The organism is Halobaculum sp. D14, assembly GCF_051195135.1.
Lineage (GTDB): Archaea > Halobacteriota > Halobacteria > Halobacteriales > Haloferacaceae > JBNTKA01.
Map to the genome: position 1 here is coordinate 573,560 of NZ_JBNTKA010000002.1, position 20,864 is coordinate 594,423.

Here is a 20,864-nt window from a genome sequence, read left to right on the forward strand (position 1 = left end):
GGCCCGGCGTGTCGGCCGGTTTTTTATGCGTGGACGGGGTACTCGCGCCGCATGAAGGCGTTCCCCGCAGTCGCGGTCTTCCTCCTGGTCGTCGCGGCCGTCGGCGCCGGCGCCACGGCCGCCCAGCCTGCGTCGACTGACCCGCCGCAGGCCCCCTCCTCGGCGACGCAACCCGGCGCTTCAGGGGCGTCAGCAGCGCTCCCCGGAACCGCGCTCCGGGACAGCGAAGCCGGCAGCGACACCGCGGTCGCCGGTGACGCCGGCGCCAACGGGAGCCGAGCGCAGACGACCGCGAACGTCAGCAACGGCCCGAACGTCTCGCGAATCCTCGCGCTTCGGACGACGGACGCCAGCACCATCGACGTCGTCACCATCGACGCCGGAACCGCGACCGCGTTCGGCACGAACGCCTCGACTGCGCGGCTCCGGACGCTCGCCATCCGCGAACGCATCCAGCGCGCCAACACGAGCGAGGCGCGCCGAGAAATAATTCTCGACGCGATGAACGAGGTCGAGGCGGACACGGACGCGATGAGCGCGAGACAGCAGCGCGCGCTCGAAGCGTACGTCGACGGCGACATCACCGGGAAGGAACTGCTCGTGCGGCTCGCGCGGATTCGGGCGCAGTCGGCGGCGCTCGCGGACCGAATCAGGATGCTGAGCGACGCCGCCGAGGCGACCGAGGACTTCTCGCTCGGGGACGCCGACATCTACCCGCTGCTGTACGACCTCCGGACGTTCGACGGCCCGGTCCGCGACGCGGTCGCGGCCGCGCTCCGGGGAGAAACCGCGGAGACGCGCGTCTACGTCGCCGCGAACAGGACCGGTGTCGTTCTGACGACCATCGCCGGCGGCGACTACGTCCGCGAGACGTACCGAGGCGACCTGCGGAACCGCGACGGGAGCGACGTCAACCTCACCGTCGTCCGCGAGGTCGTCGCGGAGAGCTACCCGGAAATCTGGGCCGCGGCGCCGGACAGCGAGAAGACCGGCGAGGGGAGTATCGGGACGAAACTGTACCAGGTCCAGTACGCCGGCGGGTCGCTCACCGCGTACGTGGACGGCGGCACCGAACGCATATTCAGAGAGCAGCAACGAATCGCGCTCGACTCGTTCCCGAGCGGCCCGACGCGCTCGCGGACGCTCGACCTGACGGTCCGCGTGAACCGGACGTACGCCGGCGGCCCGCTCCGCATCGCCGTCGTCGACCCGGCGACGGGCGACCCGGTGAACGCGGTCGTCAAAATCGGTCGGGAGGGCGGCGAGAGCACCACCATCGGGCGGACCGGGGACGACGGCGTGCTGTGGACGCTGTCGCCGCGCGGCACGTACGTCGTCACGGCCGTCGACACCAGTTCGACCGACGTCGGCGTCATCTCGGTGTCGCCGACCGACCCGGCGACCGTCGCGGAGGCGTACAACGGAACCCGCGCCGAGTCGAGCGGGTAGTATCGTCCCGGCGGCAGCCGTCCCGGACGAACGTTTTTGCGTGAAGCCGGCACCACCACCGCCGTGTCTCGCCGCGCGTCGACGCCGGTGCTCGGCGTCGCAGTGCTGCTCGCCATCACGGTCACGCTCGCCGCGGCGGTCGGCGCGGCCGCAGTCGCAACTGCGCCGGCAGCCCCGGCACCAGTCGCGGCCGTCGACGTCCGCGTCGACGACGGGGCGTTCCTGTTCACGCACCGCGGCGGCGAGGCGCTCGACGCGCGGACGCTCCGGGTCGTCGTCACCATCGACGGGGACCCGCTGACCCATCAGCCGCCGGTGCCGTTCTTCGCCGCGACCGGCTTCCGAAGCGGGCCGACCGGGCCGTTCAACGCCGCCGGGGACCCGCGGTGGACGGCGGGCGAGACCGCATCGTTCCGGGTGGCGGGGACGAACCACCCGGCGGTCGACGCCGGGAGCGCGGTTTCGGTGACGCTGTTCGTCGACGGCCAGCCGCTCGCGTCGCTGTCGACGACTGCGGCGTGACGAGAGCGGAACTGGGAGAAGCGGCGAGTGGGACAGTCTCGGAGTTACTCGTTCGACGCCGGCTGCGTGGTCTCGGTCGCGTTGGACGCGGCGTCGCTGTCGCCGTCGGATTCCGGGACCGTCGCGACGGTCGTGATGGCGCGGGGCGCCCCGACGTGGCGCTGCTGGACGTAGTGGGTGGTGTCTTCGAAGCCGGCCGCCGAGAACATCTCCTCGGCCTCCTCGGCGTCGTAAAACAGCATAATCGCGTCGGCGAGCCACTGGAACGGCTTGAGTTTCGGGTAGTCCGGGCCGACGACGAGGACGGTGCCGCCGGGCTTGGTGACGCGGCGGAACTCCCGGAGCGCCTGCACCGGGTTCGGCCAGTACTCGATGGAGCCGGACGACCACACCTTGTCGAACGCGTCGTCCGTGAACGGGAGGCGCTCGGCGTCGCCGAGGTGGAAGTGGACCTTCCCGCGCTTCCCGAACTTCGTGAACGCCCGGCTCATCTGGCCGCGCGACTGGTCGAGCGCGTACACTTCGTCGACGTGGTTCAACAGCCCCTCGGTCCCGAAGCCGGTGCCGGAGCCGACGTCGAGCACGCGGTCGTCGCGGTCGGCGTCGAACCACTCGAGCGCCTGGTTCCGCATGTCTTCGTCCCAGATGTAGGGGTTCACCGTGTCGTACACCGCCGAGAAGTACTTGTAGAACAGGCGGGCGCGCGACTTGTCCTCGAGGAATCCCATTGGCCACGGATTCGGTTGGGTGGGCCATAACCCCAACGGGTTGCCAGCGCGGCCGAGCGACCGAAGGGAGCGAGGCCGCGGAAGGCGACGGCGAGGTCTGTGGGCCGAGCCGTCATGGGCGCGGTGGGACAACCGTCCGAAGGGAGCGAGGCCGCGGAAGACGACGGCGAGGCTTGGGCTGGACCGTCGGGCTACAAGTCCGCGGGGGTCGACGTGGAGCGCATGAAGCTGTCAGAGGCGACGTGGACCGAGGTTCGCGACGCCGACGTCGACGTGGCGTTCCTGCCGGTCGGGAGCACCGAGCAGCACGGCCCGCACGCGCCGCTCGGAACCGACGCGCTGGCCGCCGAAGCGGTCGCCGACGAGGCCGCCGGGCGCGCCTCCGCCGCCGACGTCGAGGTGGCCGTCGCGCCGCCCGTCCACGTCGGCGTCTCCGAGGAGCACCGGCGGTTCGACGGGACGCTGTGGGTGTCGCCGGAGACGTTCCGGGCGTACGTCCGCGAGACCATCGAGAGCCTCGCGTTCCACGGCGTCGACCGCGTCGTCGTCGTCAACGGCCACGGCGGGAACGTCGAGGCGCTCGCGGAGACGACGCGGCGCGTCTCCCGCGACGCCGACGTCGACGCCTACGCGGTCGCGTTCACGTGGTTCGAGGCGGTCGGCGACCACGCCGGCGACATGGGGCACGCCGGGAAACTGGAGACTTCGCTGCTCCGCGAACTGGCACCCGACCTGGTTCGGGAGGAGCGCGTCGACGCGGCGCGCGACGGCGCCGCCGCTCGGTGGGGGGAGTGGGTGCGCGGCGTGAATCTGGCGCACGACAGCGACGAGTTCAGCGAGAACGGCGTCGTCGGCGACCCGACCACCGGCGACGCGGACCTCGGCGAGGAGCTGCTCGACCGGGCGAGTGACGCGCTCGTCGACGTCGCGGCGGCGGTCGTCGACCGGTAGTCAGGCTTCGGCTTCCCCGGCGTCGCCGTCCTCCGCGTCAGCCTCGGCGTCGGTTTCGGCGTCCGCGTCGGCGTCGTCGGCCTCGCTGTGAGCGTCCTCAAGTTGGCTGCGGAGCGCCGGCACGGTGCTGGTGAGTTCGCCGACCTGCTCGTGGGCGTCTTCGAGCGTCTCAATGAGCGATTCGAGCGCTTCGATCTCGTCGGCGAGCTCGTCGTCCTCGTCGAACGCGCCGGCGCGTTCGCCCATCACGTACTGCTTTTTCGCCTGCCGGAGCTCCTCGACGGCGTCGCCAGTGTCGAGCGCGGAGCGGAGGCCGTTGAGCGCGCCGAGGACGTTGTCGGCGTCGGTCTCCCACACGGAACTCGCGGTCGGGAGGCTCGCCCGCGCGGCTTCGAGGTGCGTCTCCACGTCCGCGCGCATCTCGTCGGCCGCCTCGCCGAACAGGTCCTCGTCGTCGAACGTCGTCTGTCCCATAGCGACCGTTTCGCCACGGACCATGTTAAACCGTCGCCCGAAACTGAAAGTGGAATCCGCGGCTCGGACGCCACTCTGCGCTGTTCAGGCGGGATTCGGGCAGAACAGGCTCGGCTCGGGTGCTGATTCGGCTCCCCGCTACTCGTCGCTCGCGTTCGCGTCTCCGTCCGCGTCTGCGTCGCCGTCGGCGACGTCGACCAGTTTCATCAGCGGGTAGCCGTCCTCCATCTCCATCCGGGTCTGCACCGACGTGTCCGCGTAGCCGACGCGCATCTCCACCTCCATCAGCCGACCCGTCAGTTCCGTGTAGCCGTTCTCGTGGTCGATGGCTTCGCGGACCGCGTCGTCGTCGATGCGGACGACGACCGACTCGCAGTACGGCTGGTTCTCGATGGCCTCCGCCATCGCGCGTTCGAGCGACCGCGCGCTCCGCGGCGACACCGGCGTCCCGGCGAACTGGTGGTACAGCGACCCGAACTTGATGCCCGCCTCGAAGCACGCCTGCTGGACGTCCGTGACCATACCGCGCCGTCGTCGGCGCGCCGCAAAGTCGTACCGGACGCCGGTGTGGATGCACGGCCCGCCCAGCTGTCCGCCCGGGGAATCGACCGTTATTTACCCCGCGGTGCCGGACGACTCACCGAATGGACGACCCGGTTCTGCTCACGGGTGCGGGCGGGCGCGTCGGGCGCGCCATCCTCTCGGGCATCGGCGACCAGTACGACTGGCGGCTCCTCGACCGCGAGCCGCTGAACGCCGACGCGCTCCCGGACGGCGTCACCGACGACGACGTCGTGGTCGCCGACATCACCGACCGCGACGCCGTCAGCGACGCCGTGAGCGGGGTCGGCGCGGTCATCCACCTCGCCGGCGACCCGCGGCCGAACGCGCCGTGGGACTCGGTGCTCCGCAACAACATCGACGGCACCCACGCCGTCCTCTCGGCGGCGGCCGACGCCGACGTCGACACGGTCGTGTTCGCGTCGTCGAACCACGCCGTCGGCGCGTACGAAACGGACGACCGGACGCCGGAGCTGTACCGGCGCGACGACGACTTCCGGCTGGACGGCTCCGAACTCCCGCGCCCGTCGAACCTCTACGGCGTCTCCAAGGCCTCCGGCGAGGTGCTCGCCCGGTACTTCCACGACGACGAAGGAATCTCGGTCGTCTGCGTCCGCATCGGCAACCTCACGGAGGGCCACCCGCCGCGGGAGTACGAGCGCGGCCAGGCCATGTGGCTCAGCCACCGCGACTGCGCGCACCTGTTCGAACGGTGTCTCGAAGCCGACTACGACTACGAAATCGTCTACGGCATCTCCGACAACGACCGCAAGTACTACTCGCTCGACCGCGCCCGCGACGTCCTCGGCTACGACCCGCAGGACAACTCCGCCGACTACACGTTCGCAGGCGAGCCGAAAGATAGCGACGCGGACGGCGATGTAGACGACGCGGACGGCGCTGCGGGCGACAACTGAGCCTAGTCGAACAGCCCGGTGACGTCCTCCTCTTTCCGCCGGCGCTGCGCCACGAGGTCGGTGAGCCTACCGTGGATGAAGCTGCGGCCGGCCTCCTCCGTCAGAAAGTCGAACAGCAGCGCGGCGTACCGCGACCGCCCCCGCTCGGATTCGAGTTCCGCGTAGCGCGCCGCGTCGGCGACGACGTCCTCGTCGTAGCCGTACTCCGCGGCGACCGCGTCGGCGGCGGCGGCCGCGGCTTGCAGCGACAGGTCCGCGTAGCCGAGTTCGTCGCCGTCGTGAGTGAGCGGCGCGGTCGGGGCGCGCTCGACTCGCTCCGGGTCGGCTTCGAGCGCTCGAACCGCGTCGCGGACGGCGGCGACGTCGACGCCGCGGTGCCGGTCGGGAAGCGGGCCGAGGTAGTCGCGCGCGCCGGCGGCGAGTCCGACCGCGCCGGTCCAGTTCCGGCCGCGGGCGTGGTGGACGGCGGCGGTGAACTGGATGAGCCCGTGGAACAGCGGCTCGTCGGGGTCGTCGTCGGGGAGCGCGAGCCAGGCGGTCTCCCACGGGTCGTGGGCGGCGTGGTACTCGCCGGCGTTGAACAGCGCGACGCCGGCGCGGAGCGCTGCCGTGTCGTCGTCGACGGCCATTACGAAACCGCACGGGGCGAACCGGGTTAGGCGTGGTGTCTCGCGCGTCGTCGCCGGCGCTCGCTTCGCTCGCGTTTGGCGCCGTCAGAAACGTCCGGACGGAGTCCACGCGAGCGAAGCGAGCGTGGGCGCGTCGGACGTAACTGACCGAACGAAGTGAGTGAAAGGAACGTCCGGACGGAGATTTGAACTCCGGTCCCTGGCTCCGCAAGCCAAGAGGATAGTCCACTACCCTACCCGGACTCGATTCAGTATACTGCCGACCCACTTAAGACGGTTACGGTACGGGGGCCGTCTGAGACACAAAGCCGTGTTTGTGCTTCCCGTGGCCTTTTGCGTTCACCGAGCGAGTGGTGAAACATGGACCGTCGAGAGTTCATCGCCGCGGTCGGCGCCGGCGCGGCCGTCGGCGTCGCCGGATGCGTGGGCGGCGGCACCGGCGGAGACGGCGGCGACGACACGGATACCTCCGGAACGCCGACGTCGACGCCCGCGGACACGACGAAGCCGCCGACGGACGGGGCGACGCCGACGATTACGGGCCGGTCGTTCTCCCGGACCGGTGACGCGGCGACGCCGCAGGAGGACGCGACCGTCCGGTTCGCGGAGTCGGCGGTGACGTGCAGCGGCGTCATCCGCGGGAAGAACGGCTGCATGCGGGCGGCCCTCGCGGACGCGACGTACGACCCTGACGCCGACCGCCTCACCGTCACCGTCGAAACCGTCTCGGAGGGCGGGCCGGTGTGCACACAGCAAATCGTCTACCGGGCGTACGACGCCACCGTCCGCTTCGACGGCGGACTCCCGGGTGCGGTCACCGTCCTGCACCGGTCGACGGGCGAGACCCGGACCGTCGCCGAGACGACGCGGTAGCCCGCCCGACCACGAACCTTCTTGAGGGATGCCGGCTCCACCACCGGTATGTCAGTGCAGCGACGCGCGCCGCTTGGTACGGCGAGCGCGCGACGACCCTCGCAGCCGGAGCGCTCCCCCACGGCCGACGGTTCGCCGGCGAGGCGGCCGAAACCGTCCGCGGGCGGCGCCGTACCGGGCGAACGACAACCCTTAAGCGGCGCGTCCGCCGAACCACTCACAGAATTATGGGGGTAATCGAGGACGTCTACGAGGACGTGGAGACCGACGTCCCGTTCGAGGAGTTCGAGGCGGCCGTCCAGGACAAAGTCGAGCAGATGGACGGCCTCGCCGACGAGGAGACCGCGGCGATGCTCATCGCGCACGAACTGCGCGACGAGGAGGTGAACTCGGTCGCGGACATCGAACCCGGGATGGACGACGTGAAGTTCCTCGCGAAGGTGATGAAGGTCGGCGACGTCAGGACGTTCGAGCGCGACGGCGACGACGAGGACGGCCACGTGCTGAACGTCGAAGTCGCCGACGAGTCCGGCCGCATCACGGTGTCGCTGTGGGACCAGGTCGCCGTCGACGCGAAAGAACACCTCTCGACCGGCGACGTGCTCCGCATCATGGGCCGCCCGAAGGAGGGGTACAGCGGGCTCGAGGTCGCCGTCGACAAGGTGGAGCCCGACCCGGACGCCGAAGTCGACGTGGAGGCGCTCGACGAGTACCGCGTCGAGGACCTGGCGCTCGGCGCCTCCGACGTGACGCTCGTCGGGACGGTGCTCGACACCGACTCCATCCGGACGTTCGACCGCGACGACGGCTCGGAGGGCCGCGTCGCGAACCTCACCGTCGGAGACGAGACCGGCCGCGTCCGCGTGACGCTGTGGGACGACAAGGCCGACCGCGCCGAGGAGCTGGAGCCGGGGACCGCCGTCGAAGTCGTCGACGGCTACGTCCGCGAACGCGACGGCAGCCTGGAGCTGCACGTCGGGAACCGCGGCGCCGTCGAGGAGGTGGACGCCGACGTCGAGTACGTCCCGGACACCACCGACATCGCGGCGCTCGAACTCGGCGACACCGTCGACATCGCCGGCGGCGTCATCGAGACCAGCGACACCCGGACGTTCGACCGCGACGACGGCTCGGAGGGCCAGGTCCGGAACGTCCGCATCAAAGACGAGACCGGCGAAATCCGCGTCGCGCTGTGGGGCGAGAAGGCGGACAAGGACATCGACCTCGCCGACCACGTCGTGTTCACGGACGTCGAAATCCAGGACGGCTGGCAGGACGACCTCGAAGCGTCCGCCGGCTGGCAGTCCACCGTCTCCGTGCTCGAAGACGCGGACGCCGACGTCGACGTCGCCGCGGGCGAACGCGGCGACTCCGGGTCGGGGAGCCGCGACCCCGGACAGGGCGGCCTGGACTCGTTCGACTCCGGCGGGTCGAGCGCCGGCGCGGCCGACGAGTCGGATGCGTCCGCAGACGGCGGCGGCGGCGGCGCCGCTGACGCCGTCAGCGCGGCCGCGAGCGCAGATACGGACGCCGACGACGGCGCGGACGACGAGGGCCCCGTCGAGTTCACCGGGACGGTCGTGCAGGCCGGCGACCCGGTCGTCCTCGACAACGGCGCCGAGACCCGGTCGGTGGAGACCAGCGCGAACCTCCGGCTCGGCGAGGAGGTCACGGTGCGCGGCACGGAGCGCGACGGCACCATCGACGCCGACGACGTATTCTGACCGCGCGAGCCGCCGGGCCGCTCAGCGCCGACTCGGTGTCCGGTCTCCGTCCCGGTTCGGGGTGGCGCGCCGAACCACGCCAACGGAAAGCATTATACACGCATCACACCGGCCTATGTGTATGAGTGTCGAGTTGCCGTTCGCTCCCGTCGACGAGGTCATCCGCCGGAACGCGGGCGACCTCCGGGTGAGCGCCGGCGCCGCCGAGGAGTTGGCGCGACGCATCCAGTTGCGGGGGGCGGAACTGGCCGTTGACGCGGCCGAGCGCGCCGACGCCGACGGCCGGAAGACGCTGATGCCGTCGGACTTCGAGGTGGAGCAGGTCGTCGACCGCGAGGACCTCACGCTCCCCATCGCGCCGGTGGACCGCATCGCGCGGCTCGACATCGACGACGCCTACCGGGTGTCGATGGACGCCCGGGTGGCGCTCGCGGACGTCCTGGAGGACTACGCCGACAACGTCGCGCGCGCCGCGGCCATCCTCGCGCGGCACGCCGACAGACGGACAGTGCAAGCCGAAGACATCGAGACGTACTTCGCGCTGTTCGAGTGAGATGCGGTTCGGCTACAGCGACACGTGTCTCGACCACGACACCGGGACGCGGCACCCCGAGAACCCCGATCGGCTTCGCGCCATCCGCGAGGGACTGAAGCGGAAACACGGCGTCGAGTACGTCGAGGCGGCACCGGTCACCCGCGAGGCGGTCGCGGCAGTCCACGACGACGGCTACGTCGACGAAATCGAGTCGTTCTGCCGGGACGGCGGCGGCAACTGGGACCCCGACACCGTCGCCTCCGACGGCACCTGGGACGCGGTACTCTCCGCCGCCGGCCAGGCGGTCTGGGCCGCCGAGGAGGCGCTCGCCGGCGCGCCCGGCCGCAACACGCCGTTCGCCATCGGCCGGCCGCCCGGCCACCACGCCGTCGCGGACGACGCCATGGGCTTCTGCTTCGTGAACAACGCAGCCGTCGCCGCGCAGGCCGCCATCGACGACTTCGACGGCCACCGCGCCGGCGACGCCAACACCGGCCGCGACGTCGACGCCGACGTCGACCGCGTCGCCATCTTCGACTGGGACGTCCACCACGGCAACGGGACGCAGGACATCTTCCTCGACCGCGGCGACGTCCTGTACGCCTCCGTCCACGAGGACGGCCTCTACCCCGGCACCGGCGCGCTGGAGGAGACCGGCGAGGGCGACGGCGAGGGCGCGACGCTGAACGCGCCGCTCGGCGCCGGCGCCGGCGACGCCGACTACCTCGAAGTCATCGACGACGTGCTGCTCCCGGTGTTCGAGCGGTTCGACCCGGACCTGCTGCTCGTCAGCGCCGGCTTCGACGCCCACCGCCACGACCCGATTTCGCGGATGCGCGTCAGCACCGAGGGCTACGCGCTGATGGCCGACCGGATGCGGACCGCGGCGGAGCGGACCGGCGCCGGCCTCGGCTTCGTCCTCGAAGGCGGCTACGGCCTCGACACGCTCTCGGAGGGCGTCGGCATCGTCCACGAGACGTTCGACGGCCGCCCGCCCATCGAACCGGACGGCGACGACCCCGAACCCGAAACCGAGGACGTCGTCTCGTCGCTTCGCGCCCGCTTCGACGTCTGAACGCCGACTCCCGGAGTCGGCTCCGCCGCCAGTCGCCTCGGCCGGCTACAGCCCGGGTTCGAAGTACCGTCGGAGGTGGACGCCGAACCGGTCCGTGAGCGCGGCGACGTCGCCACCGGCGAGGACGTCGTAGCCGCCGCGGAGCGCCGACTCCACGCGGGTGCCGAGCGCGACGTCGAACAGCGCGTCCGACTCCAGGACCGCGACGGCGTCGTGTTCGTCGCGCTCCCGCTCGACGACGTACCGGCCGTCGTCGATGAACGGCCCGTACGCGTCCGAGTCCGCGTACTTCTCGTAGAACCCCTTCGCGTGGCCGCGGACGTGCACCGGCGGGCCGCGGTGGCGCTCGACGCGCGGCAGCGTCCGCGACCCGAGTTCCACGAACAGCACCGCGCGACGCGACCCGCCGTCGTCCGTCCCGTTCTCGGTTCCCTCGCCGTCGCCCGGTTCGCTCGCGTCGGTCGCGAACACCGCAGCCCGGAGCACGTCGAATCCGCGGCTCGACAGGTCCCGTCGGACGCCGTCGAGCGACCGGCAGAGCTGCGGGTACAGCTGGTCGTCGACGATGTCCGGCGCCTCGAAGACGACGGCGACCGGGTCGGTGCCGCGCCGGTCGACGTGGCCGCGGACGGCGTCGGCCGACAGCGGCTCCGGCTCCGACGGGAAGAACAGCGACTCGTCGGGCGAGGCGAGCAGTTCGCGTGCGTAGTGCTGGAACCGGGCGACGTTGTCCTCCGAGAGCACGGCGGCGACGTTGCGCTCCGGGTCCGTCGGGTCGACGACGACGAGCGCGTCGTCGAACGTCGCCGTCCCGTGGTTCTCCGGGTCGAACCGGACCGGCGGCGTCCAGTCCGCGGCGGCGTCGAGCAGGTCCACCACGCCGCCGTACTCCACGACGAGCAGCTCCGCGAGGTAGCCGGAGAACCCCTCGGTCCGGAGGTCGCTGCCGTAGACGCCGATGCCCTTCAGGAACTTCTTGAACACGCGGACGTCGCCGGCGAGCTCGTCGTCGATTCGGGCGTCGAGGTACTCGGTGTGGAACGGCGTCCGGTCGACCGCCGACCGGATCGCGGTCGCGTCCGCGACGTCGTAACACGGCACGAGGTCGACGTCGAAGCCGCGGAACTCGCCGGTGACGTACGGGTGTTCGGCGTACTGCTCGCGGCCGTCGGGCAGCGCGGCGTGGCCGACGGTGAGCCCGTACTCTTCGAGTTCCTCGCGGTTCAACTCGGTCGGGAACCGGACGAACAGGTCGATGTCGCGGTCGCCGGCGAGCCACGTCCCGCGCGCCGTCGACCCGACCTGCAGCACGTCCGCCTCGTCCGCCGGCGACGGAAGGTCCGCGACGGCGTCGGCGGCGCGGTCCGCGAGCGCCGCCGCCGCCTCGTGAAGCCGCTCGCGCTCGGCCGCGTCGGGCGTGACGCGGTCGCGAACCCGGTCGAGCAGCGCGTCGAGCTCCGAATCAGTCATGGACGCGGATTCGGCCGGACGGCTTACCAGGGTGTCGGTCGCGCCGCGGCCGGCCGCCGCCCCGACGTCTCGACGCGCGCAACGACGACGCGGCGAGGGCTGAGACGGCGGCGCAGCACCCGGGTCGGTCCCGGCGGGCGAAACGAAAGCCATTTCAAACTAACCGCGGTACGATGCAATGCACGCCGAAGTAGCTCAGATGGTAGAGCACCTCGCTGTTACGGGACGCAGGCCACTGTCTCCCGCAGAGACGAGGTGGTCCCAGGTTCGAGTCCTGGCTTCGGCGCCTTCCTCCCGACGCCGCACCGTGAGCGGAGCCCGCGCCGTCCGAGCAGCACCGACGCAGTCCCCCGGTATCGGCGAACCCGGCACGTTCAAGAACCGCCGGCGACACCTCACACGTACGGGCCCTTAGCTTAGTCCGGTCTCAAAGCGCCCGGCTCATACTTCCGTCCGGCACCGCCGGCGGAATGGGACACCGGGTGATCGCTGGTTCAAATCCGGCAGGGCCCATCCGGACTTTGAACGATTCTGAGCTAACGGATTCGGTTGTTTGGTGCTCTGAAGCCGGATTTTCACTTTGACTGTGGCGAACGTATTTCTCGGAGGGTCTGGAGTTCAATCATACTGTGAACGCGGGTCGGTGCTGTCGTGGCTTCACTGATAGCCGATGGTGGCAGTCACCGTAATCAATCACCCGTTGCCGGTACAAACATGGTTGGACCGCCTGTACCTGAGAACTACAGCTAAGAGCCCGTGTCATAGCGGACGTAGCCCGCGTCTTCGAGCCGGTTGACGGCCTGTCTCACCGTCTCGCACGGTGTGTGAGATGTTGGGAGACACGACGGATGGCCCCACTCTCAATCGCAAGGATAATCTGCGCTACTGTGTCGTCAAGAACCTCCTCCGTCGGTCTGTCTCACCGACGGCAACAGGATTCAGACGCTGAAGTTCCGGGCTTTTCGCGCTGTGAATCAGCCTTTCTGTCCCGTCGCCTGCTTCTTATATCGATGATTAACGTAGAGACGGAGATACCCAAGCGGAGTGATGAAGAAGAAGACGTAGATGCTCGTCGTGGTAATCTTGATGACGTCAACGTAGTCGGTAATCGCGAACAGGAGAACTGCGGCGAGAATGTAGTCCACTACCCGTCCTGGGCGCGTTTCAGAGAGGACGTTGACCATGTATTCAGGGCGGTCTAGACGGCTAAAAAGTGTATCGAGCGCACAAATAAACGAGGTGAATCTTGGAAACCGACGGATTCTCCCGTTCTCTGACGGCTCAACAGTCACAGGTGGGGCGGTCCACGGTCCAACAGAAATCAGGTCCGAGCCATAGACCGTTTGCCGGCCGGTCGCGTGTCTCTCAGTCGCGGAGCGCGAGTTCCAGCGAGGTCACGTGGTTCAAGACGAGTCCGGGTAAGTCCTCTTGCAACCGCTTCCCGGTCAGTTGCGCGGCCGGGCCAGAGACGCCCATCGCGGCGACGGCCGTCTCTCCGTCAGTGACCGGCGCTGCAACGGCGTTGAGTCCTTCGAGCGCTCCGCCACGGTCGAATGCGATTCCGCGGTCCCGGACTGACCTGAGTTCGTCGCGACTCGCTATCGGCTGGTCAGTACGGGGGGAGGGCGGCTGACGGTCGAGGTACGCCTGGACGGCCTCCGCGGTACGGGTCGAGAGAATTGCTTTCCCGGGCGCGCAGGCGTGTAGCGGGATGCGTGTGCCGGCACGGATTCCCGTCGTTCGACCGTCGCCGCGGCCGCCGGTAGTAACGTAGGCGTACACCGCCACGTCGCCCTCGGGAACGACCAGAAACGCCGTGGACCCGGACTGACTCGCGAGCGAGTCGACCTCCTCGCGCCCCGCGGTCACCACTGGGAGAGAGTCTCGAACGCTCGTTCCGTGGTCGAGAAAGCGCAGGCTGAGCCGATAGCGGCCGTCCTCGTTGATCGCGTACTCCAGGCGTTCGAGGGTTGCGAGGTGGTTGTGGACGGCGCTCTTCGAGAGGTCGAGGCGGTCGGCGAGCTCCGTGACGCCCGCCGTGCCCGCCTCGTCGAGTGCCGCGATCACGCGGAACGTGGTCGCGGTCGCTTCGACCGGATACTCACCCATGCGTTGAGCTTTGTATAAAGGACGGTTAACTTTTCTCCATTAGTGAACGGCGAGCGGCCGGAGTGGCGTGTTGCAAGCCACCTGGCTTTTACACGTTGGCTAACTCACCCCGTGAGCAACCCACAAGGTGGGGGTAGGGGAGCCCGACACAACTGTTCACTATCAGTGAACGACATCGTCAAGGAACCGTTCGTTCCCTAACCGGAAACGGGCGTTTTGCGGCCTGAAATGCCTGAAAACTGGAGATGCAGGGAAAATATTATCTGTGGGTACAAGGAAGGGTGAGCCAGTGAAACAGTCACGAACGTTCATGTACCGGATCGGTGAGGACCGGCAGCCGAGAGAACTAACCGGGTGGTGACACGGATGCGTATCGTCGACTACGAGCTATTCCGTGTGCCGCCGCGATGGTTGTTCCTCCGGCTCGAGACCAGCGACGGGACCGTCGGCTGGGGCGAGCCGGTCGTCGAGGGTCGGGCACGGACTGTCGAGACGGCCGTTGAGGAGCTGCTCGACTCGTATCTCCTCGGTGAGGACCCGACGCCGATCGAGGACCACTGGCAGACGATGTACCGCGGGGGGTTCTACCGGGGCGGCCCCGTCCTCATGTCCGCCATCGCCGGCATCGACCAGGCGCTGTGGGACATCAAGGGGAAACAGTTCGGCGCCCCGGTGTACGAACTCCTCGGTGGTCGCGCCCGCGACCGAGTACGGGTCTACCAATGGGTCGGCGGCGACCGACCCGAGGGCGTCGCCCAGGCAGCCGAGGAGAAGGTCGACGAGGGGTTCACGGCGCTGAAGATGAACGCCACAGCCGAACTCCGCCGAATCGACAATCCAAAAGCGGTTTCGGACGCGGTCGACCGCTTGGCGGCGGTCCGGGACGCCGTCGGGCCGTCCATCGATATCGGCGTGGACTTCCACGGCCGAGTGTCGAAGCCGATGGCAAAGCGGCTCGCAACAGCGCTCGAACCGCACGAGCCGTTCTTCATCGAAGAGCCCGTCCTGCCGGAGCACAACGACGCGCTCCCAGAAATCGCGAGCCGCACGTCTGTGCCGATCGCGACCGGCGAGCGCATGTTCTCCCGATGGGACTTCAAGGAAATCTTCGAGCAGGGCGCCGTCGACGTGATTCAGCCTGATCTGAGCCACGCCGGCGGCATCACGGAGGTCAAGAAGATCGCCGCGATGGCCGAGGCCTACGACGTTGCGCTCGCGCCGCACTGCCCCCTCGGCCCCATCGCGCTCGCGGCCTGCCTCCAGGTCGACGCCTGCTCACCGAACGTCCTGATTCAAGAACAGAGCCTCGACATCCACTACAACGAGACGAGCGACGTCCTCGACTACCTCGAAGACCCGTCGGTGTTTGACTACCGGGACGGCTTCGTCGGGCTCCCGGACGACCCGGGGCTCGGCATCGACGTCGACGAGGCCCACGTCCGGGACGCCGCCGGCGACATCGACTGGCACAACCCGGTTTGGCGTCACGAGGACGGCAGCGTCGCCGAGTGGTAACCATGGCCGAGAACAGGAGCACCATCGACCAGTCGCGAGGGAACGGGGTGGCACACTGGCCGCCACCGTGACCGTCAGGGCTCGACGGGACACGACGCCGCATCCGGACTCGTGCAGGCGGGAACAGACAGACAACCAACGGACACGGCAGATCACAGACGATGACACGACAAACCGAATCGGACGACGGCATCGATATCGACCAACTCACGCGGCGCGGCCTGCTGGCGGGCACCGGCGCAGCCGGCCTCGCTGGACTAGCCGGCTGCTTCGGCGGTGGCGACGGTACGACGAGCAGCGGTGGCGGCAACACCGACGGTGATGTGACCTCGACGGACGCGCCCGAGCCCAAGACCCTGCAGGTCCGTACCTGGGGAGAGGGTCTCGAAGTCGAGATTAACCGGCGCATTCTCACGAACTACGCCGAGAGTGCCCCCGGCGTCAAGAAAATCGAATACGCGCAGACTCCCTTCGAGCAGTACTCCCAGAAGCTCCAGACGCAGTTCGCGGGCGGGAACGAGCCGGACGTGTTCTACCTCATCTCGGACGACGCGCCGAAGTTCATGCGCAACGGCGCGCTGCTGAACCTCAACCAGTACGTTCGGGACGCGAGCGACTACAACCTCGACGGGATCTACGACGAGATGCTGGAGGCGTTCAGTTACAACGGAAACATCTACGGCATCCCGAAGGACATCTCGCCGGTCGGCTTCTTCCACAACACCGCCCACCTCGAAGCGGCCGGCGTCGAGCCCCCCAAAACGTGGAGCGAGATTCGCTCGGCCGCCGAGGCCGTGAAGTCGAACACCGACGTCGAGTACCCGATGGTGTTCCAATCCCAGCCACGTAACACCCTCGTCCAGCTGATCTGGCAGAACGGCGGCCGCGTGCTCACCGAGGACCTGAGCGAGTGCGTCGTCGGCTCCTCGGAAGCCATCGAGGCGCTCACCTTCCTCAACGACATGATCGAGGACGGCTTGGCGGGCCTGCTGGGCTCGGACATCCAGGGGACGTGGAGCGCACCGGCGCTCGGCAAAGAACAGACCACGATGATGATGACCGGCGCCTGGACGATTGGCGCACTCAAATCCGACTACAGCAGCGTCTACGAGACCACCGACGTCTCGATGCCCAAGCCGAGCGGTGGGACGAAGGCGACGATCGTCTTCACGACCGCCTGGTCCGCGTCGGCGGGCACGAAGGTGGAGCCCCAGGCGGCAGGCCTCGTCAAAGCCCTCACCAGTAAGGAGGGTATGTGGCAGTGGGCCAAGACCGGCAACGCACTGCCTGCACGCCCCGCTCTGTTGGAGAAGGACTTCTACAACGACCGCCCGCTGCTGAAGAACCTCGGCGAACTCGGCGAGATCGGCCGGCCGTTCCTGTTCGGTCCGCAGACCTCCACCGTCCTCTCGACGCTGATGACCGAGGCGGAAGCGACGCTGACGGGAGACAAGAGCCCCGACAAGGCGATGAAGGACGCCGAGCGTCAGATCAACAACGCGCTGTAAGCGGCCGCGGCATCCATCCTTACTTTCTCACACTACCATGGCACGAACGACGCTCGACGGCGTGACGAAACGGTTCGAGAGCGGCGGTGACACCGTCGTCGCGGTCGACGATCTCTCGATCGACATCCGAGACGGGGAGTTTCTCGTCCTCGTCGGTCCGTCCGGCTGCGGCAAGTCGACGACGCTGCGGACAGTCGCTGGCCTGGAGACCGTCTCCGAGGGCACCATCCGCATCGGCAATCAGGACGTGACCGGCGTGAAGGCGAAAGACCGGAACATCGCGATGGTGTTCCAGAACTACGCGCTGTACCCGCAGAAGACCGTGCGTGGGAACATGCGCTTCGGGCTGGAGATGGCGACCGAACTGGGCGACGACGAAATTACCCGTCGCGTCGAGGAGGCCGCCGAACTCCTCGACATCACCGACCTGCTCGACCGCCGACCCCGCGCGCTGTCAGGGGGGCAGCAACAGCGGGTGGCGCTGGGTCGCGCCATCGTCCGTGACCCGGACGTCTTCCTCATGGACGAGCCCCTGTCGAACCTGGACGCGAAGCTCCGGACGCAGATGCGGACGGAGCTGCAAGAGCTCCACGACGAACTGGAGGCGACCACCGTGTACGTCACCCACGACCAGACCGAGGCGATGACGATGGGCGACCGAATCGCCGTGTTGAACCACGGGCGGCTCCAGCAGGTCGGAACCCCGATGGAACTGTACTACCAGCCCGAAAACGAGTTCGTCGCCTCGTTCATCGGTTCGCCATCGATGAACCTCGTCGACGCGACCTACGAGGGAGAAACCCTCGCGCTCGACGGATTCGACTACGCGCTCACGGAAACCCACCGCGAGCAGCTGTCCTCGCTGTCTCGGGGAGACGTCGTGCGCCTCGGTATCCGCCCGGAAGACGTCGAACTCGTCGACGAGCCCGGGCCGCGCACGACCGAGTTCACGGCTTCGATCGTCGAGCCGATGGGCAACGAAAACGTCGTCCACTTGGAGCACGAGTTCGGCGAAGTCGTGGCGACCATCGGCGGCTCGCAGGTCGTCCGGCAGGGTGATCGGGTACGGGCCCGACTGCCCGCCGATCACATCCACGTGTTCGACGGCGGGAGCGGTGCCGCGGTCTTCAACCGCACTCGGACCGAGGAAACCGCTCCCGGCGTCATCGGGGGCGGAGAGGCCGGCGGGGGGTCCCGCGCGGCCGGTGGTGACGCACCATGAGTTCGCTTGCAACTCCCGGCAATCTCGTCGAAACGGTCCGCGAGACGGTCGCAGCCCTCCTGAATCGGCCACAGGACGAGAACAACCTCGCGGGGTTCCTGTTCGTGCTACCGAACCTGATCGTGTTCTCGATTTTTCTGCTCGGACCGATTGGGTACGCCTTCTACCTCTCCTTTCACGAGTACAACATCTTCCTCGGGACGACGAAGGTAGCGAACATGCAGCTGTTCGGCGTCACGGTGCCGCTCGCCAACTACGCAGACATCCTCACGCCCGCGCCGTGGGCGAACAACTGGGCTGCGCTCTCGAGCCCGTCGTACAACCTCTGGTGGTTCGCCGTGCGGAACACGGTCATCTACACGTCAGTAGTCGTACCACTCCAAATCATCGGGGGCTTCGTTGTCGCCTTTGCGCTGGATAGCCGCATCCGCGGGAAGAAGGTGTACCGCTCGGCGTACTTCCTCCCGGTCATGCTGTCGGCGGCCGCAAGCGGCGTCATCTGGCGCTGGCTAATGGCGCAAAACGGCGTCATCAACGAGTTCCTGCGGCCGTTCGGGCTGAACTACCCGTGGGCAAGCAGCCCCGACACTGCACTCGGCGCACTGATGCTCATCGGGCTCTGGGGCGGGATCGGATTCAACATGATTCTCTATCTCGCCGGACTTCAGAACATCCCCGAGGAGCTGTACGAGGCGGCCCGCATCGACGGGGCGACGGCCTGGCAGCGCATGCGCTACGTCACCTGGCCGAACCTCCGGAACACCCACTTTTTCGTCACTATCCTGGCGATCATCGGGACGTTCCAGGTCTTCGGCATCGCGTTGTCGTTCGCGCAGGGCGGGCCCGCCCGGGCAACCACTACGGTGGTCGTCTTGATTTACGAGGTGGCGTTCCAACAGTCGAGCTTCGGCCGCGCCTCGGCGATGGCGTTCCTGCTGTTCGCCGTCGTGTTCGTCTTCAGTTACTGGCGCTACCGGATGGAACAGCAAGAGGAGGTGAGTTACTGATGGGGCGCTCGAACTACGACTACCCCGGGTACGAGGCCTCCGGCGCCCGCTACTGGTCGAAGACTGCGCTGCTGTACGGCGGCGTTACGCTCGGCGCCATCCTCTGGTCGCTTCCATTCTGGTGGATGCTCTCGACGGCGTTCAGCGCGAATCCCACCGCCGGCTCCGTCTCGCTGATTCCCGAGGTCACGACCCTGGAGAATTTCCGGACCTTGTTCGCCAGTGAACCCGTGTTTCGGTGGTTCCTGAACACCATCTTGTTCGCGGGGACGGTGACCCTGTTCAACCTGGTGTTCGACAGCCTCGCAGGGTACGCGCTGGCGAAGATCGACTTTGTCGGCCGGGAGAAGCTGTTCTTGCTGTTCGTCGCGACCGTCATGGTTCCGGCGATGGTCACCCTGATTCCGGTGTACGTCCTGCTCTCGAAGCTCGGGTGGGTCAACACCTATCAGGGGCTGATCGCGCCGTTGATCGCGAATCCGCTCGGAATCTTCCTCCTGCGCCAGCACTTCAAGGGGCTTCCCTCCGCGCTCGGCGACGCAGCGAAGATCGACGGCTGCAACGAGTTCCAGACGTTCTACAAGGTGTATCTTCCGCTCGCGAAGCCGGCACTCGCGACGCTCGGTATCTACACCTTCGTGACGACCTGGAAGAACTTCGAGTGGCCGCTGATCATCGCGAACAGTGAGTCGATGTACACCCTGCCCGTAGCGCTGTACGCGGTCCGGAACCAGTACTTCACCGAGTGGGGGCTGGTGATGGCTGCCGCCACCGTCATCGTTGGCCCGGTGATCGTGGTGTTCATGTCGGCTCAGAAGTACTTCATCCGCGGCATGACTCTGAGCGGAATGAAAGGATGATTCTACGATTCACGGCGGTACGTCGCTCGCACCTCGGCGGCCCCTTCGCCGGCCAACTCCTCGAACGCCACTACCTCGACGACAGCGAGGACGGCCGGCACGAGCAGCGGCACGGCCACGCGGACGAGAGCGCCGAGCACAACGACGACCACCGCGAATGTCGCAACGAGCACGGTGAAGTAAGGACGGTCGAGCAGCATGAGGCCGGCCCGCTCGGCTGCCGCGCGGGTCGGCGGGGTCGGCTCTGTCCGTACCGACACACTCGCGGCCCGCAGACACCACATCGTGACGCCGATGACGGCGTACACTCCCACGACAGCCGCGACGACGAACACGCCGGACTGGGTCGACAGCCCGACTACTGCGTAAACCACCGTCAAGCCGGTGACCGCGAGCAGAACGACGCTGTAGGGCACGCCCGCTCGCAGGTGACGCCGGACCGACCGGGCGAACAGTCGGAGGCGCTCACGCTCGGTCACCGGCGCTCCGGTGTCCCGCTCCGTGATAATCGTCGTCCACGTCTCGACGAGCGCGAGGACGCCCGCTCCGATTGTCACGAGCGGCAGGGCGACTACGACGAACGCGACGCTCGTGAGCACGACCGTCACGAGTTCGGTGTAGAGCACGCGGGCCGCTGCCCGCAACACGGCCCCCGGCGTCACCTCCTGGCTCATTGGGCCGGAGTCAACGCCAGGACCCCACATAAGTCGCCCGTCTCTCGCCTCGCGCAGTTCC

At 68.2% G+C, this 20,864-nt stretch carries 21 protein-coding genes, 3 tRNA genes and 1 pseudogene; 15 read left to right on the forward strand and 10 right to left on the reverse strand.

All coding sequences use genetic code 11. The features are described 5' to 3' along the window. Positions 1 to 51: 51 nt before the first annotated feature. The gene (locus ACQUST_RS08725) at positions 52 to 1,449 is read left to right on the forward strand and encodes a DUF7094 domain-containing protein (protein ID WP_435127383.1); all 1,398 of its coding nucleotides are present in this window, start codon (positions 52 to 54) and stop codon (positions 1,447 to 1,449) included. Positions 1,450 to 1,512: 63 nt separating this feature from the next. Beyond that, complete coding sequence (locus ACQUST_RS08730) at positions 1,513 to 1,971, forward strand: type IV pilin (RefSeq protein WP_435127385.1); 459 nt, start codon at positions 1,513 to 1,515, stop codon at positions 1,969 to 1,971. Positions 1,972 to 2,015: 44 nt separating this feature from the next. On the opposite strand, the gene ACQUST_RS08735 is transcribed toward ACQUST_RS08730, so the two are convergent. Then, on the reverse strand, positions 2,016 to 2,699 hold the full coding sequence (locus ACQUST_RS08735; protein WP_435127387.1) for a methyltransferase domain-containing protein: 684 nt from the start codon (positions 2,697 to 2,699) through the stop codon (positions 2,016 to 2,018). A gap of 222 nt (positions 2,700 to 2,921) precedes the next feature. Between ACQUST_RS08735 and ACQUST_RS08740 the strand changes: the two genes are divergently transcribed. Further along, a complete protein-coding gene (locus ACQUST_RS08740; RefSeq protein WP_435127389.1) occupies positions 2,922 to 3,650 on the forward strand; it encodes a creatininase family protein in 729 nt (242 codons plus the stop codon). On the opposite strand, the gene ACQUST_RS08745 is transcribed toward ACQUST_RS08740, so the two are convergent. Both ACQUST_RS08745 and ACQUST_RS08750 read right to left on the reverse strand, forming a co-directional pair. Beyond that, positions 3,651 to 4,124: a DUF5790 family protein gene (locus ACQUST_RS08745; protein ID WP_435127391.1), complete on the reverse strand. Its 474-nt coding sequence runs from the start codon at positions 4,122 to 4,124 to the stop codon at positions 3,651 to 3,653. It lies immediately after the preceding gene. A gap of 138 nt (positions 4,125 to 4,262) precedes the next feature. Beyond that, a complete protein-coding gene (locus ACQUST_RS08750; RefSeq protein ID WP_435127393.1) occupies positions 4,263 to 4,646 on the reverse strand; it encodes a dihydroneopterin aldolase family protein in 384 nt (127 codons plus the stop codon). A gap of 122 nt (positions 4,647 to 4,768) precedes the next feature. Here ACQUST_RS08750 and azf point away from each other — a divergent pair, with 122 nt between their 5' ends. Next, positions 4,769 to 5,602, forward strand: a complete 834-nt coding sequence (azf, locus tag ACQUST_RS08755) for an NAD-dependent glucose-6-phosphate dehydrogenase Azf (RefSeq protein ID WP_435127395.1) — start codon at positions 4,769 to 4,771, stop codon at positions 5,600 to 5,602. 2 nt (positions 5,603 to 5,604) lie between these two features. Here the strand turns inward: azf and ACQUST_RS08760 are convergent, their stop codons facing one another. Next, a complete protein-coding gene (locus tag ACQUST_RS08760) occupies positions 5,605 to 6,231 on the reverse strand; it encodes a DUF309 domain-containing protein (RefSeq protein ID WP_435127396.1) in 627 nt (208 codons plus the stop codon). Positions 6,232 to 6,401: 170 nt separating this feature from the next. Then, positions 6,402 to 6,474: transfer RNA gene (locus ACQUST_RS08765), tRNA-Arg, on the reverse strand. A gap of 117 nt (positions 6,475 to 6,591) precedes the next feature. Between ACQUST_RS08765 and ACQUST_RS08770 the strand changes: the two genes are divergently transcribed. The 4 genes from ACQUST_RS08770 to ACQUST_RS08785 all read left to right on the forward strand — a co-directional run bounded on the left by ACQUST_RS08770 (position 6,592) and on the right by ACQUST_RS08785 (position 10,438). Beyond that, on the forward strand, positions 6,592 to 7,104 hold the full coding sequence (locus ACQUST_RS08770) for a hypothetical protein (RefSeq protein ID WP_435127397.1): 513 nt from the start codon (positions 6,592 to 6,594) through the stop codon (positions 7,102 to 7,104). 227 nt (positions 7,105 to 7,331) lie between these two features. Beyond that, positions 7,332 to 8,828, forward strand: coding sequence for a single-stranded DNA binding protein (locus ACQUST_RS08775; RefSeq protein ID WP_435127398.1), 1,497 nt, complete (start codon positions 7,332 to 7,334; stop codon positions 8,826 to 8,828). 121 nt (positions 8,829 to 8,949) lie between these two features. Next, a complete protein-coding gene (locus tag ACQUST_RS08780; RefSeq protein ID WP_435127400.1) occupies positions 8,950 to 9,381 on the forward strand; it encodes a histone in 432 nt (143 codons plus the stop codon). 1 nt (position 9,382) lies between these two features. Then, entirely contained in the window at positions 9,383 to 10,438 is a 1,056-nt protein-coding gene (locus ACQUST_RS08785) for a histone deacetylase family protein (protein ID WP_435127402.1), read from the forward strand. Between the two features lie 45 nt (positions 10,439 to 10,483). Here ACQUST_RS08785 and cca read toward each other — a convergent pair whose 3' ends face one another. Beyond that, positions 10,484 to 11,908 (reverse strand): CCA tRNA nucleotidyltransferase, encoded by a 1,425-nt coding sequence (gene cca, locus ACQUST_RS08790; RefSeq protein ID WP_435127404.1) that lies wholly within the window; start codon positions 11,906 to 11,908, stop codon positions 10,484 to 10,486. Between the two features lie 184 nt (positions 11,909 to 12,092). On the opposite strand from cca, the gene ACQUST_RS08795 reads away from it, so the two are divergent. Both ACQUST_RS08795 and ACQUST_RS08800 read left to right on the forward strand, forming a co-directional pair. Further along, positions 12,093 to 12,194 (forward strand) — tRNA-Asn (locus ACQUST_RS08795). A gap of 119 nt (positions 12,195 to 12,313) precedes the next feature. Continuing rightward, positions 12,314 to 12,421, forward strand: a tRNA-Ile gene (locus ACQUST_RS08800). Between the two features lie 239 nt (positions 12,422 to 12,660). Here ACQUST_RS08800 and ACQUST_RS08805 read toward each other — a convergent pair. The 3 genes and pseudogenes from ACQUST_RS08805 to ACQUST_RS08815 form a co-directional block, all read right to left on the reverse strand. Further along, positions 12,661 to 12,785: pseudogene (locus ACQUST_RS08805) on the reverse strand (RNA polymerase subunit sigma-70); the annotation flags it as partial. Between the two features lie 97 nt (positions 12,786 to 12,882). Further along, positions 12,883 to 13,092 carry a hypothetical protein gene (locus tag ACQUST_RS08810; RefSeq protein ID WP_435127406.1) on the reverse strand — a complete coding sequence of 70 codons (210 nt, stop codon included), beginning with the start codon at positions 13,090 to 13,092 and terminating at the stop codon, positions 12,883 to 12,885. Between the two features lie 181 nt (positions 13,093 to 13,273). After that, positions 13,274 to 14,017, reverse strand: a complete 744-nt coding sequence (locus ACQUST_RS08815; RefSeq protein WP_435127408.1) for an IclR family transcriptional regulator — start codon at positions 14,015 to 14,017, stop codon at positions 13,274 to 13,276. 366 nt (positions 14,018 to 14,383) lie between these two features. On the opposite strand from ACQUST_RS08815, the gene dgoD reads away from it, so the two are divergent. From dgoD to ACQUST_RS08840, 5 genes are all read left to right on the forward strand, one after another. Beyond that, complete coding sequence (dgoD, locus tag ACQUST_RS08820) at positions 14,384 to 15,532, forward strand: galactonate dehydratase (RefSeq protein WP_435127410.1); 1,149 nt, start codon at positions 14,384 to 14,386, stop codon at positions 15,530 to 15,532. Positions 15,533 to 15,693: 161 nt separating this feature from the next. Continuing rightward, positions 15,694 to 17,040 (forward strand): ABC transporter substrate-binding protein, encoded by a 1,347-nt coding sequence (locus ACQUST_RS08825; RefSeq protein ID WP_435127412.1) that lies wholly within the window; start codon positions 15,694 to 15,696, stop codon positions 17,038 to 17,040. 37 nt (positions 17,041 to 17,077) lie between these two features. Then, entirely contained in the window at positions 17,078 to 18,262 is a 1,185-nt protein-coding gene (locus tag ACQUST_RS08830; RefSeq protein ID WP_435127414.1) for an ABC transporter ATP-binding protein, read from the forward strand. After that, positions 18,259 to 19,269, forward strand: a complete 1,011-nt coding sequence (locus tag ACQUST_RS08835; protein ID WP_435127415.1) for a carbohydrate ABC transporter permease — start codon at positions 18,259 to 18,261, stop codon at positions 19,267 to 19,269. The genes ACQUST_RS08830 and ACQUST_RS08835 overlap by 4 nt, the downstream gene beginning before the upstream one ends. Then, positions 19,269 to 20,129, forward strand: coding sequence for a carbohydrate ABC transporter permease (locus ACQUST_RS08840; protein WP_435127417.1), 861 nt, complete (start codon positions 19,269 to 19,271; stop codon positions 20,127 to 20,129). Before ACQUST_RS08835 ends, ACQUST_RS08840 begins: the two co-directional genes overlap by 1 nt. A gap of 2 nt (positions 20,130 to 20,131) precedes the next feature. Here ACQUST_RS08840 and ACQUST_RS08845 read toward each other — a convergent pair whose 3' ends face one another. Continuing rightward, positions 20,132 to 20,803: a hypothetical protein gene (locus tag ACQUST_RS08845; RefSeq protein WP_435127419.1), complete on the reverse strand. Its 672-nt coding sequence runs from the start codon at positions 20,801 to 20,803 to the stop codon at positions 20,132 to 20,134. Positions 20,804 to 20,864: the final 61 nt, after the last annotated feature.

Coding starts and splice junctions, on each gene's coding strand:
- ACQUST_RS08745 (WP_435127391.1), bottom strand. CDS start 4,124: ATGGGACAGACGACGTTCGACGACGAGGACCTGTTCGGCGAGGCGGCC.
- cca (WP_435127404.1), bottom strand. CDS start 11,908: ATGACTGATTCGGAGCTCGACGCGCTGCTCGACCGGGTTCGCGACCGC.
- ACQUST_RS08840 (WP_435127417.1), top strand. CDS start 19,269: ATGGGGCGCTCGAACTACGACTACCCCGGGTACGAGGCCTCCGGCGCC.
- ACQUST_RS08810 (WP_435127406.1), bottom strand. CDS start 13,092: ATGGTCAACGTCCTCTCTGAAACGCGCCCAGGACGGGTAGTGGACTAC.
- ACQUST_RS08750 (WP_435127393.1), bottom strand. CDS start 4,646: ATGGTCACGGACGTCCAGCAGGCGTGCTTCGAGGCGGGCATCAAGTTC.
- ACQUST_RS08780 (WP_435127400.1), top strand. CDS start 8,950: ATGAGTGTCGAGTTGCCGTTCGCTCCCGTCGACGAGGTCATCCGCCGG.
- ACQUST_RS08830 (WP_435127414.1), top strand. CDS start 17,078: ATGGCACGAACGACGCTCGACGGCGTGACGAAACGGTTCGAGAGCGGC.
- ACQUST_RS08775 (WP_435127398.1), top strand. CDS start 7,332: ATGGGGGTAATCGAGGACGTCTACGAGGACGTGGAGACCGACGTCCCG.
- ACQUST_RS08760 (WP_435127396.1), bottom strand. CDS start 6,231: ATGGCCGTCGACGACGACACGGCAGCGCTCCGCGCCGGCGTCGCGCTG.
- ACQUST_RS08735 (WP_435127387.1), bottom strand. CDS start 2,699: ATGGGATTCCTCGAGGACAAGTCGCGCGCCCGCCTGTTCTACAAGTAC.
- ACQUST_RS08845 (WP_435127419.1), bottom strand. CDS start 20,803: ATGAGCCAGGAGGTGACGCCGGGGGCCGTGTTGCGGGCAGCGGCCCGC.
- ACQUST_RS08785 (WP_435127402.1), top strand. CDS start 9,383: ATGCGGTTCGGCTACAGCGACACGTGTCTCGACCACGACACCGGGACG.
- azf (WP_435127395.1), top strand. CDS start 4,769: ATGGACGACCCGGTTCTGCTCACGGGTGCGGGCGGGCGCGTCGGGCGC.
- dgoD (WP_435127410.1), top strand. CDS start 14,384: ATGCGTATCGTCGACTACGAGCTATTCCGTGTGCCGCCGCGATGGTTG.
- ACQUST_RS08740 (WP_435127389.1), top strand. CDS start 2,922: ATGAAGCTGTCAGAGGCGACGTGGACCGAGGTTCGCGACGCCGACGTC.
- ACQUST_RS08815 (WP_435127408.1), bottom strand. CDS start 14,017: ATGGGTGAGTATCCGGTCGAAGCGACCGCGACCACGTTCCGCGTGATC.
- ACQUST_RS08835 (WP_435127415.1), top strand. CDS start 18,259: ATGAGTTCGCTTGCAACTCCCGGCAATCTCGTCGAAACGGTCCGCGAG.
- ACQUST_RS08725 (WP_435127383.1), top strand. CDS start 52: ATGAAGGCGTTCCCCGCAGTCGCGGTCTTCCTCCTGGTCGTCGCGGCC.
- ACQUST_RS08825 (WP_435127412.1), top strand. CDS start 15,694: ATGACACGACAAACCGAATCGGACGACGGCATCGATATCGACCAACTC.
- ACQUST_RS08770 (WP_435127397.1), top strand. CDS start 6,592: ATGGACCGTCGAGAGTTCATCGCCGCGGTCGGCGCCGGCGCGGCCGTC.